We start from the raw sequence: 17232 nt of genomic DNA on the forward strand, positions 1-17232 counted from the left end.
ATAGATAAAAAGCAAATTGGGGGAGGGGCATAATGAAACGTATTTTAATTCATGGACTAGGGCAAAATTCTTTAGTTTGGAACGAAACTATTTCACATATGTTAATACAAGATAATATATTTTGTGTTGAGTTAGCTACACTTATTAAGGGTAAAGAGGTATCCTATCAAAATTTGTATAAAGCTTTCTCAAACTACTGTAATGAAATTTCAGAACCATTAGATTTATGCGGACTTTCACTAGGCGCAGTTCTAGCATTAAATTATGCTATAGATAATCCTAAAAGAGTTAATTCATTAGTGTTAATTGCTGCGCAATATGAAATGCCAAAAACGTTACTTAAATTGCAAAATATTGTTTTTAGATTTATACCTAAAAAATCCTTCGAAAGTATGGGAATGAGTAGAGAGGACTTTATTAAATTGACAAAATCAATGATGAACTTGAATTTAAAAAATGAATTAAAGAAGGTTTCTTGTAAAGTGCTACTAATTTGTGGAGAAAATGATAGTCCAAATAAAAAGGCTACAAGAAATCTATATAAAAGTATATTAAAATCAGAAATGGTATTTATAAAGAACTCAAAACATGAAGTAAATAATGATAATCCAAAGGAATTAGCTAAAATACTAAATAATTTTTATAATATGCATGATTAATTGAAACATTAGATTTTAAAATTTATGTTTAACAAAAATAGTTATAAATTTAACTATATAGAAACAGTCCTTTAAAGTAAAAAAATTATATTTAACCTGTTTCTAATAAAAGTCCGTTTTATATTAAAATTAGGTTAAAAGTAGCAAAAATATATTAACAAATGTTAAGTGATATTGTACACTTTGAATTGTAAGTAAAGGAAATACATAGAAAAGAAAATAAATATATAAATTTGGAGGATAAAGACTTTGGATTCAATGATAATGACTATAATTACTCTGATGGGTGGTCTTGGACTATTCATTTACGGAATGAAGCTTATGGGAGACGGCTTAGAAAACGCAGCTGGGGAAGGTCTTAAAAAGATACTTGAAAAAGTAACATCAAACCCTATTATGGCTGTAGTAGTAGGTGCAGCAGTAACAGCTGTAATACAAAGTAGTAGTGCGACTACTGTAATGGTAGTTGGGTTTGTTAATGCAGGATTAATGAACTTAGCACAAGCTGTTGGTGTTATTATGGGAGCAAATATAGGTACGACTATAACGGCTCAATTAGTTGCATTTAAGTTAGACGATATAGCACCACTATTTGTGTTCTTTGGAACAGGAATGGTTATGTTTGCTAAATCAAATAAGAGAAGAGAAATAGGTAATATAGTTTTAGGATTCGGTATATTATTTACTGGAATGGGTGCTATGAGTGAGGCTATGAAACCTTTAGCTAGCTCACCGGTATTTGAACAACTTTTAGCTTCAATAGGTGATAAGTGGTATATAGGAATTTTAGTTGGTGCAGGTATAACTGCAATACTTCAAAGTTCATCAGCTACTACTGGTATCTTAATTGCCCTTGCAGGTACAGGAACTATAACAATTGGAGAAGCACTTCCAATATTATTTGGATGTAATATAGGTACTTGTATAACAGCATTACTTGCAAGTATAGGAACAAATAAAACAGCACACAAAGCTGCCGTACTTCATCTTTTATTTAATGTTGGAGGAACGATTATATTCATTCCGTTCTTAGGAATGCTTGGAGAACTTGTATATAACTTAACTCCGGGAGATGTAAGTAGACAAATAGCAAACTCACATACAGTTTTCAACGTAGTAAATACTTTAGTTATGTTACCTCTTAGAAATGTACTTATAGCTATAGCTAATAAAGTAGTTCCAGGAGATGAAGAGGTTGAAACTAACGGACCTAAATTTATTGATGATAGATTATTAGAAACACCTGTTATAGCAGCAGGACAAGTTATAAAAGAAACTATAAGAATGTCAAATAAATCTCAAAAGAATTTAGATTTAGCTATGCAGGCATTTTTTGAAAATGATGAAAAATTAATAAAAAAAGTTTATGAGAACGAAGAAATAATAAATACTCTAGAAGAAGCTATAACTAATTACTTAGTTAAACTTTCAAAATGTGATCTTTCAGATAGGGAACTTGGTATAGTTACATCAACTTTCCATATTGTAAATGATATAGAAAGAGTAGGAGATCATGCTGAAAATATAGCAGATCTTGCATCACAAAAAATTAATAAAAACCTAGAATACAGTAAAGGTGCAATAGAAGATTTAAAACAAATGTACAACTATACTAAAGATGCACTTCAAATAGCTGCAGATAGTTATGAAAACAGAGATGTTAAAAAGGCAAGTAGCATAAGTGATGTTGAAGATAGAATAAATGTTTTAGAAAAAGATTATAGAGATAAACATATAAAAAGACTTAATGATGGAAAATGCAGTGCCTATGCAGGTGCAATATTCTTAGATTTAATAAGTAACTTTGAAAGAATCGGTGACCACTCAGTAAATATTGCTGAAAGTGTTATTGAAAATAATACATTAGACTAATAAAAACCGCCAGTTACGGCGGTTTTTTTATATTTAACTAAAAGAATAAATAAAATATATAATCCGCATACTAATAAAGATTTAGTAAATAAGTTAGATGGAGGACTTAAGATGAAATTACTTAAAAGGATTAGTATATTTTTGTGTCTTTTTTTATGTTTTTTTAGTTTGAAAGTATTTGCAGAAGAAGAGTTTTTTGAAAAGACTAGTATTCTTATAGACCCAGGTCATGGTGGGATAGATGGTGGTGCAAGATCTAAAAACGGAACTTTAGAAAAAGATTTGAATTTAGAAATAAGTAAAAGATTAAAAGATTCCCTTATAAAAAGAGGATATAAAGTTTCTATGACAAGAGAAGAAGACTTAGAGTTATCTTCAAAAAAGCGAGAAGATTTAGATTTAAGATGCCTTAAGAAAAAAGAAGTTAAGAGTGACATCTTTATATCTATACACCAAAACATATTTCCGAAACCAACAAGCAAGGGAGCGCAAATTTGGTATTCTAGTAATGAAAAAAGTAAGTTATTAGCAGAATCTATTCAAAGTTCTATTAAAGAAAACTTGCAGCCAAACAACAATAGATTATCTAAAGATGCAAAAGGTGATTATAAGATTTTAAAAGATGGTAATTTAGGTGCAAATATAATAATAGAATGTGGGTTTTTATCTAACTATGACGATGAAGCTAATTTAAAATCTGGTGAGTTCCAACAAAAGCTTGTGGATTCAATAGTGATTGGTGTAGAAAGATATAATGAATTTAATAAAAATAATGCAGAATAAAGTATATTTCCTAGGAAATTTAAGAAACGGTAGCTAATTTAAGTAGCTACCTTATTTTTATTTAAAAATATAACTAGACAATTATAAAGTTATGTAAAGGTAAAAACATAAAAATTAGTTTTTTATTGTAAATTCTAAAGACTATTATAAAATATAATTGTGAGGAATATTTTATAAAAAGAGGTGGGGCTATATGAGAGAGGTTAATGTTAAATTAATTGAGGAAACTATAAAAAGATTATGCATCGAAGCAAATTATTATATTGGGGAAGACATAAAGGATGCATTAAATATAAGTAGCATAAAAGAAGATTATCCCCTTGCAAAAGATATATTAAAAGATATTATAAAAAATGAAAAAATAGCAAGGGATGAAAAAGTACCTATATGCCAAGATACTGGGATGGCTTGTATATTTTTAGAAATAGGACAAGACATCCATATAACAGGAGGGGACTTAGAGGATTCTATTAATGAGGGTGTAAGAAGAGGATATGAGGAAGGTTATTTAAGAAAGTCTGTCGTAAAAGACCCTATAGATAGGATAAACACAAAAGATAATACTCCAGCTGTAATTTATTATGAGATAGTAAAGGGAAGTAATATAAAAATTAAGCTAGCACCTAAAGGATTTGGCTCTGAAAATATGAGCAAAATAGGGATGCTTAAACCATCTGATGGAATAGATGGAGTTAAGAAGTTTATATTAGATACTGTAAAGGAAGCAGGACCTAATCCTTGCCCTCCTATGGTTATAGGAGTAGGAATAGGTGGAACCTTTGATAAGGCTGCGTATTTAGCTAAAAAAGCCCTTTTAAAGCCTATAGACTATATAAATGAGTCAGAATATTATAAAGCTTTAGAAGAGGAATTATTAAAAGAAATAAACAGCTTAGGAATAGGCCCACAAGGCTTTGGAGGGCTAACTACTGCACTTGGGATAAATATATTAACTTACCCAACGCATATAGCAGGGCTTCCTGTAGCGGTTAATATAAGCTGTCATGCAACTAGACATAAAGAAGCTGTACTTTAGGAGGGGTTATTTTGAAAGAAAAAATTTATTTAAATACACCATTAACTAAAGAAAAGATAAAAGGTTTAAAGTTTGGAGATAAGATTTATTTAAGCGGAAGTATATACACAGCACGTGATGCTGCACATAAGAGATTAATAGAACTTATAGATAAAGGTGAAAAACTTCCTATAGATATAGAAAATGAAACTATATATTATGTAGGACCAACACCTGAAAAGGAAGGGAAAATAATAGGCTCTTGCGGACCTACTACAAGTTATAGGATGGATTCGTTTAGTCCTAAACTATTAGATTTAGGACTAAAAGGGATGATAGGAAAAGGCTCTAGAAGCAAAGAAGTAATAGATAGTATAGTTAAAAATTCAGCAGTTTATCTCGGGGCTATAGGAGGTGCTGCTGCATTAATTGCAAAATGCGTAGTAAAATCTGAAGTTATAGCTTACGATGATTTAGGATCTGAAGCTATAAGAAAATTAGAGATAAAAGATATGCCACTTATAGTAGTAATTGACTCTAAGGGGAATAACTTATATGAAATAGGAAAAGAAAGATATTTAAATTCAAAAAAATGATGACTTAAAAAGTCATCATTTTTTCTATATAGAAACGAATCCCTTACCTTTAACTTCAGAAACATCTACTATTGTTATAAAAGCTGAAGGGTCTATTTTCATTAATTTTCGTTTAAGTCTTAACATTTCATTTGTAGTTAAAATGCAATAAAGCATTTTTCTTTTTGAGTGAGTGTATTCACCTTCTGATATTAATGAGGTAACACCACGATTAAGATCAGACATAATATAGTCAATAACAGCTTCCTCTTTGTTTGTAAGTATTAAAAGAAGGTTTTTACTATTTAGACCTCTAAGAACTTTATCTAAAACTACACCTTGAATAAAAATAGATACAAGAGTATATAATGCCTTTGGTATTCCAAAAATTATAGCTCCAACTACTATTATTAATAGGTTAAGGGCAAAGCCTAATTTACCTATTTCAAAGTTAGAGTATTTTTTACGAATAAGCATAGTTATGATATCTGTTCCGCCTGTTGAACCATTTCTTAAAAATACTATACCGTAACCTATACCGCAAAGAACACCACCGTAAACGCAATAAAGTAATATATCGTTTATTTCAATTATATTAGATAGTGGTTTTGTTAGTATAAGTGCTATTGAAAGGGATAACATTCCAACTCCAGAGTATAGAGTAAACTTTTTACTAAGTTTAAATAAACTTATAATAAAAAGAGGAACGTTTAATATAAATACAACAATACCGGCTTGAACTCCAGTGATGTATTCAAACATAAGTGCTATTCCTGTAGCACCACCGCTAAGTAGTTGAGCGTGAGTTAAGAAAAGATTTACCCCAAGTGCAGCTATAAGGCAACCTACGAAAATCAAAACTACGTCAACATAGAATCTTTTACTTCTAATCAATTTACCCATTTAAAATTCTCCCTATGGTTATACAAATATAAATTAAATCAACGTTTATTATATATAAAATAGTGAAGAAAGTTAACGTGTAAATAATGAGTAATATAGAGATATTTGAAGGTGAATGACAGCGTAGAGACTATACCTATCTTTAATTATTAATATCTCAAAAAAGCTTGTAAATGCTATGTAGTATACATATACGAGGCTAGACATAACATAAAAAATAGTAAATAATTATCTTATAGAGAGGATGGTGGTTTATATTTTAAGAATAAATTTACCAGGGGACAAGAAAAATAAGAAAATATTACTTATAATTCTAGTAATAATAGTTCTTTTTGTGTTAATAAAAGCAGGTTTTGATAATAATAAAAAGAAATTTGATATAAATAATGGAAAAGATGTAGAAACTATTAAATAAATAATAATATTTTAAATAATTTGTAATACTATTTTACTTATATATACGTTAAGATAAATATATAACCTATTAAACGTAAGGGAGGAAAAACTATGTTTAATATTTTAGTTGTAGATGATGAAAAAGAGATTAGAGATGCTATTAATATATATTTAAGAGGTGAAAATTTAACTGTATTTAATGCTAGTAATGGATACGAGGCATTAGAAATTTTAGAGGAAAAAAATATACACGTTATAATTTTAGATATAATGATGCCAGAATTAGATGGTATAAAGACATGTTTAAAGATAAGGGAGTCAAATAACATACCAATAATTATGTTATCAGCTAGAGGTGAAGACTCAGATAAGATTTTAGGATTAAATGTTGGTGCAGATGATTACATAACTAAACCATTTAATAACCTAGAACTTGTAGCTAGAGTTAAATCGCAGCTTAGAAGATATGATAATCCTTTATCTATGGAAAATAAGGATTTTATTAAGGTTCGTGATTTAGAAATAGACACAGTAGCAAAGGTGATAACTGTAAGAGGAGAAGAGATAAAGGTAACAGCTACAGAATATAAGATATTAGTTCTTTTATCTTCAAATCTTGGGAAAGTTTTTTCTATTAAAGAAATATATGAAAAGGTTTGGGAAGAACCATTTTATAAAAGTGAAAACACAGTTACAGTTCATATAAGAAGAATTAGAGAAAAAATTGAAATAAATACAAAAGATCCAGAATACATTAAGGTGGTATGGGGAATTGGGTATAAAATTGAAAAATAGCCTAAAAAAATATATAAGTACGTTATGGATTATAGAACTTATAATTTTATTAGTTCTTTCCATAATAAATATAGATGCAGGTTTTAAATATTTAACTAGCCCAAACAAAAACGATGGAGTTAGTAATATTGATGCAATTTTTAATAGACCAAAGTATTATAAAAGTATGCTAGAACACGATAGCGAAGAGATTAGTCAAGATTTATATAAAAAGACTGATGGGCTTAGACTTTTATTAGTTCCTAGTGAAGATCAAAAAGAAACTATTAGAAACATGATTTATAACGATAGCTTTTATAGTAATAGCGGCGATAAAGAAAAGATTCCAAAAGATGTTTATTTTATTGTTAGAAATAAACAAACTAACGATATATTTTCAAACGATCCCTTTTTCCAAGGAGTTAAAAAATTAGATGTTAAAGATTTAAGGTCTGTTTTATCTAAGAAATACGAAGGAAGAGAAGTTATATACGATGCTTGTAATAACGAAAATATATATAACGCTGGAATAGAAGAAGGCCTTATGACTTACTCTAAAAAGATAGTAGGTCAATTTGAAGAGATATATTATACGTCAGCTGAAGCTTATAGTGCATATGTAGCACATGCTGTAAAAAGGGTAATATTCTTCTTTATAAGCATAACTATAAACCTTTTATTACTAACAAAAGTTATATATCTTTTTGTAAAAGGAAAAGGAAATGTAATAGTAAGCGGGAATTTTGTTCGTGATATATTATATGTATTTAAAAATGCATTCAAATACAAAGGGCCTAGAAGAACACTTATAACTAGCGTAATTATAGCTATTATATTTTATATAATATATTTATACGCTTTAGCTGTAGATGGAACTGAAAACAACTTAATAGTTAAATTCTTTAGGTCATATCCTTTTAAGGGAAGTTTTTTATTAGTTCTATTACCTATGATAGGCGTCTTATATTCTGTTAAGAGAAATATAGAGATAGGGATTATAGGAGACAGGATAAAAGTAATAAATGATGGAAACCTTCATGAGGATATAAAAGAAGTTGGAGGCGGAGAAATCAAGTCTCTAATACAAAATATAAACAAAATGAAAGATGGTTATAATATTGCAGTTCAAGAAGCTCTTAAAAACGAAAAGCTTAAAACTGAACTTATAACTAACGTATCACATGATTTAAAAACACCTTTAACTTCAATAATAAACTACGTAAATATTCTTCAAAGGGATAACATCTCAGAAGAGGAAAGAAAAGAGTATCTAAAGATAGTAGAGATAAAATCTAATAAATTAAAAGTATTAATTGAAGATTTATTTGAAGTATCTAAGATGAATTCTGGGAAAATTGAACTTCAAAAAGAAAATATAGATGTAGTTTCATTAGTTTATCAAGTTATAGGGGAATATTCTTCTATGTATGAAGATAAAAATATAGATTTTATAGTTGAAAGTAAAGAAGATGAAATAATAATGCCACTAGACGGAGTAATGTTCTCTAGAGTTATAGAAAACATTACAGTAAATGCATTAAAATATTCTCTTGAAGGAACTAGAGTTTATGCTAATATAGAAAAAATAGAAAATGAAGTTATAATAAGTTTTAAAAACGTTGCAAATTACGAGATGAGCTTTGATGAAAATAGTATATTTGAAAGATTTGTACGTGCAGATGAGTCTAGAAACTCAAAAGTTGAAGGCTCTGGGCTTGGGCTTGCTATAACTAAAAGCATAGTTGAACTTCACGGTGGAGAAACTAAAATAAAAAGAGAGGGTGACTTATTTAAAATTTTTGTTATATTACCTTTAGACACGGAAGATTCTAAAAAAGATATGATAAAATAATAAGTAGGTAAAAGGAGAGGATAGTATGAGTATATTATTTGTAGAATACCCTAAGTGTACTACTTGTAGAAAAGCTAAGAAGTGGTTAGAAGAAAAAGGGTTAGAATTTATAGACAGAGATATAAAAGAAGATAATCCAAGTAAAGAAGAATTAAAAAAATGGTTAGAAATGAGCGGCTTACCTATAAAAAAATTCTTTAATACATCTGGTATGTTATATAGAGAAAAAGGAATGAAAGACAAAATTAATACTTTGTCAGAAGAGGAACTTTTAGATATTCTTTCAGAAGATGGAATGATGGTTAAAAGACCTATAGTAGTTAAAGATGATAAAGTAGTAGTTGGATTTAAAGAGGAAACTTTTGAAGAAGCTTTATTAAAATAAGATAGTTCTAGGGCTGTATTAAGTTTAAACTTAATACAGTCCTTTATTATGATATCGTTCTAATAATTAATATTATAAAAATCAGTTTGTCAAAAGATAAAGGTTATCAAAAAAGAGAGATAACAAGAGAATTCTAAAAGAAAATATATATATTTACTTAATACAAACTTTAATTAGTTTTACACTAAGAAGTATTAAAACTATAATTAAAAAGCAACATATTGTGTTGGTTTGGTATAAACACAATATAGATATACAATATATAGTTAAAGGAGAATGGGTTTAAATGATGCACGAGCTATGCAAGATAGGGCTAGAAGCCATAAATGACGAGTATGGGATATATACTGAAGAGAGATTAAAAGAGAAATTAGATTTAATTATCAGACCTAAGATGAAATATGAAGAAATAAGGGACTCACTTATTAGAGTATCATTAGAACTTACAACTGATATGGAGCCGGATTGGCAAAACATAGCTTCAAAGTTATATGTTCATAGATTATATGATATCGTAAAAACAAATAGAGGATTAAAAGATACGGAAAACCCATATAAAGATTTATACGGATTTATAAAAAGATTAACAGATGAAAAGTTATACGGAAAATATATATTAGAAAACTATTCAAAAGAAGATATAGAAGAATTAGAAAAAGAGTTAAAACCTGAGCGTGATTATCTTTTTACATACAGCGGAATAAAACTTTTAAGTGAGAGATACTTAGTTGAAAACTTTAATAGAGAAGTTTTGGAACTACCACAACAATTGTTTATGGGAATAGCAATGCATTTAGCAATACCAGAAGAAAAAGGTAAAAGACTATTTTGGGCAAAGAGATTCTATGACGTATTAAGTTCATTAAAAGCAACAATGGCAACACCTACAATGGCTAATGCTAGAAAGCCTTTCTATCAATTAAGCTCATGCTTTATAGATACAGTAAATGATAGTTTAAAGGGGATTTATAAGTCATTAGACAACTTTGCAGAAGTTTCAAAGTTTGGCGGCGGAATGGGAATCTATATAGGTAAGATAAGAGCTCTTGGTTCTCCAATTAGAGGATTTAAAGGAGCATCAGGTGGAATTATACCTTGGGTTAAATTATTTAACGATACAGCAATAGCGGTAGACCAGCTTGGAGTAAGAAATGGTTCAGTAGCTATTTGGCTTGACGCTTGGCATAAAGATCTACCAGATTTCCTTCAAGTTAGAACTAATAACGGAGACGATAGAAAGAAAGCACATGATGTTTTCCCAGGGCTTTGTTATCCAAACCTATTTTGGAAGCTTGCAGAAGAAGATATAGATGCAAACTGGTATATGATGTGTCCTCACGAAATAAGACTAGTTAAAGGGTATTCTTTAGAAGATTTTTATGGTGACGAGTGGGAAGAAAAATACTATGACTGTGTAAATGATTCTAGAATAGAAAAACGTATTATGAAGGTTAAAGACTTAGTAAGACTTATAATTAAAAGTGCAGCAGAAACTGGAACTCCATTTGCTTTCTTTAGAGATGCTGCAAATAAAATGAATCCAAATAAGCATAAGGGTATGATTTATTCTTCAAATCTTTGTACTGAAATAATGCAAAACATGAGTCCTATGGATATAAGAGAAAGTGAAATAACAGATGAAAATGGAGATAAAGTTATAGTTGAAAAGACTAAGGCAGGGGACTTTGTTGTTTGTAATCTTTCTTCAGTAGTTTTAGGAAATGTTGATGTTACAAGTGAAGAGGAGATAGAGTACGTTGTTGAGACTCAAATAAGAGCTATGGATAACGTAATAGACCTTAATTATTACTCAGTTCCTTATGCAGAAGTTACAAATCAAAAGTATAGAGGAGTAGGTCTTGGAACTTCAGGATATCACCATATGCTTGCTGAAAATAGAATTCATTTTACAGAAGATAATCACAAAGACTTTGTTGATAAAGTATATGAAAATATAAATTTCTATGCTATTAAAGCTAGTATGAAAATAGCTAAAGAAAAAGGAAGATATAATGAATTTGAAGGTTCTGATTGGGATAATGGAGATTATTTTAAATTAAGAGGATATAACTCTAATAGATGGAGAGAACTTTATAAAGAAATAAAAGAAAATGGAATGAGAAACGGATACCTTATGGCAGTAGCACCTAACGGATCTACAGCAACACTTGCTGGAACGTCAGAGGGAGTAGACCCTGTTATGTCTAGATTTTGGTTAGAAGAGAAAAAGGGAAGTATAGTTCCAAAGACAGCGCCAAATCTTTCAGAAGATAATTACTGGTATTATAACTCTGCTTATAACATAGACCAAGCTTGGTGCGTTAAGATGAATGGTGTAAGGCAAAGACATATAGACCAAGGACAATCTTTCAATCTTTATATAACTACAAATTATACTATGAGAGGTATAATGAACCTTTATATAGAGGCTTGTAAGTCAGGTGTTAAATCAATCTATTACGTAAGAAGTAAGTCACTTGAAGTTGGAGATTGTGAAAGCTGTTCAGCTTAAAAGATAGAGGTATTTAGGAGGCAAAATTTAAATGTTAGATATAAATAGAAAACCACTCTTTAATGAGTTTGGAGATATAGAAACTTCAAAAAAGAGAATGATAAATGGTAATACAACAAATCTTAATGATTTTAACAATATGAAATATACTTGGGTATCAGATTGGTACAGACAAGGTATGAATAACTTTTGGATACCAGAAGAGATAAACTTAGCTCAAGATTTAAAAGATTATAAGAGATTAACAGATGATGAGAGAACTGCATACGATAAAATACTTTCATTTTTAATATTCTTAGATTCAATTCAAACAGCTAATTTAGGTAACATAAATAACTATATAACAGCAAGTGAAGTTAACCTTTGCTTAACTATACAAGCATTCCAAGAAGCTGTTCACTCACAAAGTTATAGTTATATGTTAGATACTATATGTTCACCTGAAAAGAGAAACGAAATTTTATATCAATGGAAAGATGATAAAATACTTTTAGAGAGAAATAAGTTTATAGGTGAGCTTTACAATAGCTTTTTAGAAAGTCCTACAAAAGAAAATCTTTTAAAAACTATAATGGCAAACTATATATTAGAAGGGATATATTTCTATAGTGGATTTATGTTCTTCTATAATCTAGAGAGAAACGGAAAAATGCCAGGTTCAGCGCAAGAGATAAGATATATAAATAGAGATGAAAATACTCATCTTTGGTTATTTAGAATTATTATAAAAGAACTTCAATTAGAAGAGCCTGAAATTTTTACAGATAAATTAAAAAATGATCTTAGAGATATGATGAGAATTGGTGTAGAACACGAAATAGCTTGGGGTCATTACGTAATAGGAGATAATATATCTGGTATAAATAAAAAACTTATAGAAGACTATATAAAATATCTTGGTAATATGAGATTAACTTCTATAGGCCTTGATAAACTATATGAAGGCTATGATGAAAATCCAGCTGAATGGGTAGACAGACAAGCAAATGCAAACTCTGTAAAAACTGATTTCTTTGAAGCTAAATCTACAGCCTACGCAAAGGCAGCTACTTTAGTTGATGATTTATAAGATGTAACTTTAAAATCCTTTGAATTAATTATTTCAGAGGATTTTTTTTAAGCTCATATATGGTAAAATATTCTAGAGGTGAGGTATGGGATTAGTACTAGGTATAATTTTAAGTATAGATTTCTTTAAGTCTTTGTATGAAATATATTTAGAGAGGGATGAGGATGAAGGGATAAAATCTAACTTAGTAGGTGGAATTATAAGTATAGTTTTCTTAATAATATCTACTATATTTAAGGGAATATTAGTAGTATATTTTTTAAAACATGGAGTAGAGATACCTGTAAATGCAAGTTCTCTAGTTAAAGGTGCTTATTATTCTATAATGGTTGGATGCATTATAGAAGTAATTATGTTTATTTATTTAGCAAAAAGAGAAAATAAGAGCGTATTAAATATAATATCAAGTATTCCAGAACTAATTATAGAAATAGTTTCTACTGTTAGTGCTGGAGTAATCGGTATAAAGATATTTCTTTAAAAAAATCCTCTAAGTAAATTTACTTAGAGGATTTTTTATTTTTAATGAAGTGAATAACTAAAAATATTACTAAAATAATAACTAAGAAGATAAAAACTAAAGAGTATTTATGAATTATTAGTAAAAGAGTTTTTTCATCTTTATAAAATAAACTACCTAGTTTTATCAAAGTAAAGTTCCAAATAGTCATTCCTAATACAGAACAAATTAAAAACTTAGGAACTTTCATTCCTACCATTCCAGCTACTATAGAAGAGGTAGTTCTACCAACTGGAGAAAGCCTTGATAAAAATACGCCTATATATCTATGCTTATATAAGAAGCTTTTTGACTTTTCTATGGGGGCTTTAAATTTAGGAAAGATTTTAAAAAGCTTGTCAGAATAATTTTTATCAACAAATCGTCCTATTAAAAAAACTACTAAAGCACCTAAATTTCCTCCTATAACAGAAAATAATGTTAATATATATATGTTTTGCCCATTACTTATAGCTAAATCCCCTGCAAAGGGAAGAATTACTTCACTAGGTATAGGGAAGCATATATATTCTAAAAATACAGAAGAAAAAGTAGCAAGGTATCCAAATTTAAGCATAAAGGCTTTTAAAATAGCAACTAAACTCATAAAAATCCCCTCGAATCTTATAATAATAGGTGTAATTATATCACTTAATAATTAAGTAATTAGAAACAGAAGATTAATTTAAAAACAAAAATAAATTTCAAAGGATTGTAAGATACGGTATAATTATTAGTAATATAAGATATAAAGGAGAGCTATTATGTACGAATATAAGGTTTTTAGATGTATATTAGATTCAAGTACAGTTTTAGATTTTGAAAATGAATTAAATTATTATGCAAAAGAAGGATATAAAATTTCTAATATACTTTCAGATAGCAAAGAAAGTACAGCAACAGTTATTTTAGAGAGAGAATCAAAATAACTATTTATTCAATTGGAATTTTTGGGGGAATAATTTATGCAAATGATAAAGAAAAGTTATGTAGTTATCATTTTATTAGCTGTAGGTGTACTAGCTCTTAAAGGAATTATAACAGAAAGGGTACTAGCAATTATTTGCGGAGGCTTAATAAGTGTAACTGGATATTTAGATATAGTAAAATCTAAAAAGGAAAAGAAAAGTTTAAAGAAGAATACAATAGAAAGCTCTGGGATGTCTAGAGTTATAATAGGGATAATAATTATAGGGATGGCATTTCTTTTAATAAAATAATAACTCGATTATTTAATCGAGTTATTATTTTTTTATATTATTTTTAGATTTTTTAAAGAAAGGTCTAAGATAGGAGCGGAGTGAGTTAAAGCGCCGCAAGAAATAAAGTCCGCATTAAGAGAAGAAAGCTTAGAGATAGTATCGCAGGAAACATTCCCAGAGATCTCTGTAAGGGCTGAGTCTCCTATAATATCTATAGCTTTTTTCATATCAGAAATAGACATATTATCTAGCATTATTATATCTGCTTTAGCTTCTAGTGCTTCTAAGACCATTTCTATATTTTCAGTTTCAACTTCTATTTTCTTAGTTGCATCTACAGAATTTCTAACTAAATTTACTGCGTTTAAAATCCCGCCTGCTGCATCTATGTGATTATCTTTTATCATTACTCCGTCTGAAAGATTAAATCTGTGATTTTTACCTCCTCCAACAGTTACTGCATATTTTTCAAAAAGCCTCATGTTAGGGGTGGTTTTTCTAGTATCTAAAAGTTTTGTTTTATTTTTCACCATTTTATCCACAAATTTTGTGGTTAAAGTAGAAATTCCACACATCCTCTGTAGATAATTTAAAGCAGTTCGTTCTCCAAGTAATATATTTCTGCAATTACCTTCTAATTTTAAAATAATATCACCAGATTTAATTTTATCTCCGTCAGAAAAGTACGTTTCAAATTTAAAATCACCTAAAAGTTCAAAAACTCTCTTAAAAACATCTATTCCACACAAGATACCATCTTCTTTGCAGATTAAATCTGAAGATGCTATTTGGTTTTCTGAAACTATTGAGTTTGTTGTTATATCGTAATTACTTATATCTTCATTTAATGCACTGATAATATATTTATCCATTGGATTATTAATATTTAAATATTGAGTCATCTAAAAAATCAGCCTCCCTTTTTAATAAATCAATGACTTTAGACTTATCTATTGGAGTAGATGCTTTAAAGTTATAATTATTATAGATAAAAGCGCCTCTTGAAGAGTTTATAAAGTTTGCTATTCTCTTTGAAAAAACTAAAGCTTCTAATAATGAATTGCTAGCTAATCTGTTTTGACCGTGAACGCCAGTACAAGCAGTTTCACCGCAAGAAAATAAATTATCCATAGAAGTTCTTCCAAACAAATCAACTGAAATTCCACCCATAAAATAATGCTGGGCTGGACTTACTTTAATAGGTTCTTTTAAGATGTTATATCCCTCATCAAAACAAGCTTTAACTATGTTTGGAAACCTAGTTTTTAAAAATTCTTCAGAAAGAAAATCGGCTTTTAAGTAAACATAATCTTTTTTAGTTTTATTCATTTCTTTAAAGATAGCATTAGATACTATGTCTCTTGGTAAAAGTTCATTTATAAACCTCTCACCATTTGAATTAATTAATATAGCGCCTTCACCTCTTAAAGATTCAGATATTAAAAATCTTCTTTTATTTAAATCCTTAGAATATAGAGCCGTTGGATGGATTTGAATATAATTCATATCTTTAAGGATTATATTATGCTTTAAAGCTAAGGATAAGCCATCTCCAGTTATACTATTTTGATTTGTAGAATTTTTAAATAAACCACCGATTCCTCCAGTAGCTAGTACTGTAAATTCAGAATATATTTTTTCTGTTTCATTATTCTTTTCTATAATGGCACCTATGCAAGAATTATTTGAAGTTAATAAGTCTACGCATTTTGTGTTTTCTAAAAGAGTTATATTAGAAGAAAGTGATACTCTATCTAAAAGGGTGTCTGTTATTTCTTTTCCTGTAATATCTTTATGGTAGACAATCCTGTTTGTAGAGTGAGCCCCTTCTTTTGTATAAATAAGCCCATTTTCATTTTTCTCAAATCTAACACCTAAAGAGATTAGATTTTCTATAGCTTGTCTAGATTCTAAAGCTAAAGTTTTTACTGACTCTTTATTGTTTTTATAATGGCCAGCTTTAAGGGTATCTTCTATAAAAAGATTTAAATCTTTAGAGTCTTTTAAAACAGAAACACCACCTTGAGCTAGATAAGAGTTACTGTCTTCTTTTTTTGATTTAGTAATTAAAAGAACTTTTTTACTTTTATCTATATTTAAAGCACAGTAAAGGCCAGAAATGCCTGTACCTATTATTAAGATGTCATAAGTCATAAATATCGCCTCTTTTATATTATTTAGCTAATTCGTGCATACGAGTTAGCGAATCTTTAGCCTTTAAAATTATATTTTCTGAAAGATATACTTTATTTGTTTTATTTTTTATTGCGTCGTATAGGCTCTTTAGAGTTATTTTCTTCATATTAGGACATATCTGCATGTCATTTACTGTATAGAATTCTTTGTTTGGATTATTTTTTCTAAGTTCATAAAATACTCCAACCTCAGTACAGACTATAAACTCTAAAGAAGGGTCTTTAGTTGCAAATTCTATTATTTCTGATGTGCTTCCTATAAAATCAGAAAGATTTAAAACTTCTTTAGTGCACTCAGGGTGAGAAATAACCTTTGCTTTAGGGTGTAGTTTTTTTGCGTTTAATACATCTTCCTCATTCATATAATTATGAATAGGGCAAAAACCATTATTTAAAATGAAATTTTTATCTTTGATTTGTTCTTTTAGATAATTTCCAAGGTTTCTATCAGGTACGAAGAAGATATTTTTTTCTTTTAAGTTTGGAATAACTTTTATAGCATTAGAAGATGTTACGCATACATCTGCATATTCTTTTACTT

General features: G+C 28.8%; 19 protein-coding genes. 14 read left to right on the forward strand and 5 right to left on the reverse strand.

Annotated elements, in window-relative coordinates:
• The first annotated feature begins 32 nt into the window (after positions 1–32).
• From M4I33_RS07335 to M4I33_RS07355, 5 genes are all read left to right on the forward strand, one after another.
• Positions 33–659, forward strand: coding sequence for an alpha/beta fold hydrolase (locus M4I33_RS07335; protein ID WP_257916178.1), 627 nt, complete (start codon positions 33–35; stop codon positions 657–659).
• Positions 660–917: 258 nt separating this feature from the next.
• Entirely contained in the window at positions 918–2531 is a 1614-nt protein-coding gene (locus M4I33_RS07340; protein ID WP_374707703.1) for a Na/Pi cotransporter family protein, read from the forward strand.
• A gap of 111 nt (positions 2532–2642) precedes the next feature.
• Complete coding sequence (locus M4I33_RS07345) at positions 2643–3314, forward strand: N-acetylmuramoyl-L-alanine amidase (RefSeq protein WP_257916180.1); 672 nt, start codon at positions 2643–2645, stop codon at positions 3312–3314.
• Positions 3315–3507: 193 nt separating this feature from the next.
• Entirely contained in the window at positions 3508–4350 is an 843-nt protein-coding gene (locus M4I33_RS07350) for a fumarate hydratase (RefSeq protein ID WP_257916181.1), read from the forward strand.
• Positions 4351–4361: 11 nt separating this feature from the next.
• Positions 4362–4925, forward strand: coding sequence for a Fe-S-containing hydro-lyase (locus M4I33_RS07355; protein WP_257916182.1), 564 nt, complete (start codon positions 4362–4364; stop codon positions 4923–4925).
• Between the two features lie 24 nt (positions 4926–4949).
• On the opposite strand, the gene M4I33_RS07360 is transcribed toward M4I33_RS07355, so the two are convergent.
• Entirely contained in the window at positions 4950–5807 is an 858-nt protein-coding gene (locus M4I33_RS07360) for a YitT family protein (protein WP_257916183.1), read from the reverse strand.
• A 247-nt stretch (positions 5808–6054) separates the two neighbouring features.
• Here M4I33_RS07360 and M4I33_RS07365 point away from each other — a divergent pair, with 247 nt between their 5' ends.
• The 7 genes from M4I33_RS07365 (at position 6055) to M4I33_RS07395 (ending at position 13276) form a co-directional block, all read left to right on the forward strand.
• Entirely contained in the window at positions 6055–6222 is a 168-nt protein-coding gene (locus M4I33_RS07365) for a hypothetical protein (RefSeq protein WP_194191701.1), read from the forward strand.
• A gap of 92 nt (positions 6223–6314) precedes the next feature.
• Positions 6315–6998 (forward strand): response regulator transcription factor, encoded by a 684-nt coding sequence (locus M4I33_RS07370; protein ID WP_194191702.1) that lies wholly within the window; start codon positions 6315–6317, stop codon positions 6996–6998.
• The gene (locus M4I33_RS07375; RefSeq protein WP_257916184.1) at positions 6976–8829 is read left to right on the forward strand and encodes a sensor histidine kinase KdpD; all 1854 of its coding nucleotides are present in this window, start codon (positions 6976–6978) and stop codon (positions 8827–8829) included. The genes M4I33_RS07370 and M4I33_RS07375 overlap by 23 nt, the downstream gene beginning before the upstream one ends.
• A 25-nt stretch (positions 8830–8854) precedes the next feature.
• The gene (locus tag M4I33_RS07380; RefSeq protein ID WP_257916185.1) at positions 8855–9214 is read left to right on the forward strand and encodes an arsenate reductase family protein; all 360 of its coding nucleotides are present in this window, start codon (positions 8855–8857) and stop codon (positions 9212–9214) included.
• Positions 9215–9503: 289 nt separating this feature from the next.
• Positions 9504–11726 carry a ribonucleoside-diphosphate reductase subunit alpha gene (locus M4I33_RS07385; protein ID WP_374707704.1) on the forward strand — a complete coding sequence of 741 codons (2223 nt, stop codon included), beginning with the start codon at positions 9504–9506 and terminating at the stop codon, positions 11724–11726.
• 31 nt (positions 11727–11757) lie between these two features.
• Positions 11758–12795, forward strand: coding sequence for a ribonucleotide-diphosphate reductase subunit beta (locus tag M4I33_RS07390; protein ID WP_257916187.1), 1038 nt, complete (start codon positions 11758–11760; stop codon positions 12793–12795).
• Positions 12796–12880: 85 nt separating this feature from the next.
• Positions 12881–13276, forward strand: coding sequence for a hypothetical protein (locus M4I33_RS07395; protein ID WP_257916188.1), 396 nt, complete (start codon positions 12881–12883; stop codon positions 13274–13276).
• Between the two features lie 19 nt (positions 13277–13295).
• Here the strand turns inward: M4I33_RS07395 and M4I33_RS07400 are convergent, their stop codons facing one another.
• Positions 13296–13901: a DedA family protein gene (locus M4I33_RS07400; RefSeq protein ID WP_257916189.1), complete on the reverse strand. Its 606-nt coding sequence runs from the start codon at positions 13899–13901 to the stop codon at positions 13296–13298.
• Between the two features lie 157 nt (positions 13902–14058).
• Between M4I33_RS07400 and M4I33_RS07405 the strand changes: the two genes are divergently transcribed.
• Positions 14059–14223, forward strand: a complete 165-nt coding sequence (locus M4I33_RS07405; RefSeq protein ID WP_257916190.1) for a DUF4177 domain-containing protein — start codon at positions 14059–14061, stop codon at positions 14221–14223.
• A 36-nt stretch (positions 14224–14259) separates the two neighbouring features.
• Entirely contained in the window at positions 14260–14514 is a 255-nt protein-coding gene (locus tag M4I33_RS07410) for a hypothetical protein (RefSeq protein ID WP_257916191.1), read from the forward strand.
• Between the two features lie 32 nt (positions 14515–14546).
• On the opposite strand, the gene nadC is transcribed toward M4I33_RS07410, so the two are convergent.
• From nadC to M4I33_RS07425, 3 genes are all read right to left on the reverse strand, one after another.
• Positions 14547–15398 (reverse strand): carboxylating nicotinate-nucleotide diphosphorylase, encoded by an 852-nt coding sequence (nadC, locus tag M4I33_RS07415; RefSeq protein WP_257916192.1) that lies wholly within the window; start codon positions 15396–15398, stop codon positions 14547–14549.
• On the reverse strand, positions 15376–16650 hold the full coding sequence (locus M4I33_RS07420; protein WP_257916193.1) for an L-aspartate oxidase: 1275 nt from the start codon (positions 16648–16650) through the stop codon (positions 15376–15378). Before M4I33_RS07420 ends, nadC begins: the two co-directional genes overlap by 23 nt.
• Positions 16651–16669: 19 nt before the next feature.
• Positions 16670–17232, reverse strand: a 563-nt coding sequence (locus tag M4I33_RS07425) for a quinolinate synthase NadA (RefSeq protein WP_257916194.1), incomplete at its 5' end; no start/stop codon positions are given.

It is taken from the genome of Clostridium sp. LY3-2 (assembly GCF_024705715.1).
Taxonomy (GTDB): domain Bacteria; phylum Bacillota; class Clostridia; order Clostridiales; family Clostridiaceae; genus Clostridium.

Coding starts and splice junctions, on each gene's coding strand:
- M4I33_RS07395 (WP_257916188.1), top strand. CDS start 12,881: ATGGGATTAGTACTAGGTATAATTTTAAGTATAGATTTCTTTAAGTCT.
- M4I33_RS07400 (WP_257916189.1), bottom strand. CDS start 13,901: ATGAGTTTAGTTGCTATTTTAAAAGCCTTTATGCTTAAATTTGGATAC.
- M4I33_RS07405 (WP_257916190.1), top strand. CDS start 14,059: ATGTACGAATATAAGGTTTTTAGATGTATATTAGATTCAAGTACAGTT.
- M4I33_RS07360 (WP_257916183.1), bottom strand. CDS start 5,807: ATGGGTAAATTGATTAGAAGTAAAAGATTCTATGTTGACGTAGTTTTG.
- M4I33_RS07350 (WP_257916181.1), top strand. CDS start 3,508: ATGAGAGAGGTTAATGTTAAATTAATTGAGGAAACTATAAAAAGATTA.
- M4I33_RS07380 (WP_257916185.1), top strand. CDS start 8,855: ATGAGTATATTATTTGTAGAATACCCTAAGTGTACTACTTGTAGAAAA.
- M4I33_RS07335 (WP_257916178.1), top strand. CDS start 33: ATGAAACGTATTTTAATTCATGGACTAGGGCAAAATTCTTTAGTTTGG.
- M4I33_RS07345 (WP_257916180.1), top strand. CDS start 2,643: ATGAAATTACTTAAAAGGATTAGTATATTTTTGTGTCTTTTTTTATGT.
- nadC (WP_257916192.1), bottom strand. CDS start 15,398: ATGACTCAATATTTAAATATTAATAATCCAATGGATAAATATATTATC.
- M4I33_RS07420 (WP_257916193.1), bottom strand. CDS start 16,650: ATGACTTATGACATCTTAATAATAGGTACAGGCATTTCTGGCCTTTAC.
- M4I33_RS07340 (WP_374707703.1), top strand. CDS start 918: ATGATAATGACTATAATTACTCTGATGGGTGGTCTTGGACTATTCATT.
- M4I33_RS07370 (WP_194191702.1), top strand. CDS start 6,315: ATGTTTAATATTTTAGTTGTAGATGATGAAAAAGAGATTAGAGATGCT.
- M4I33_RS07390 (WP_257916187.1), top strand. CDS start 11,758: ATGTTAGATATAAATAGAAAACCACTCTTTAATGAGTTTGGAGATATA.
- M4I33_RS07385 (WP_374707704.1), top strand. CDS start 9,504: ATGCACGAGCTATGCAAGATAGGGCTAGAAGCCATAAATGACGAGTAT.
- M4I33_RS07410 (WP_257916191.1), top strand. CDS start 14,260: ATGCAAATGATAAAGAAAAGTTATGTAGTTATCATTTTATTAGCTGTA.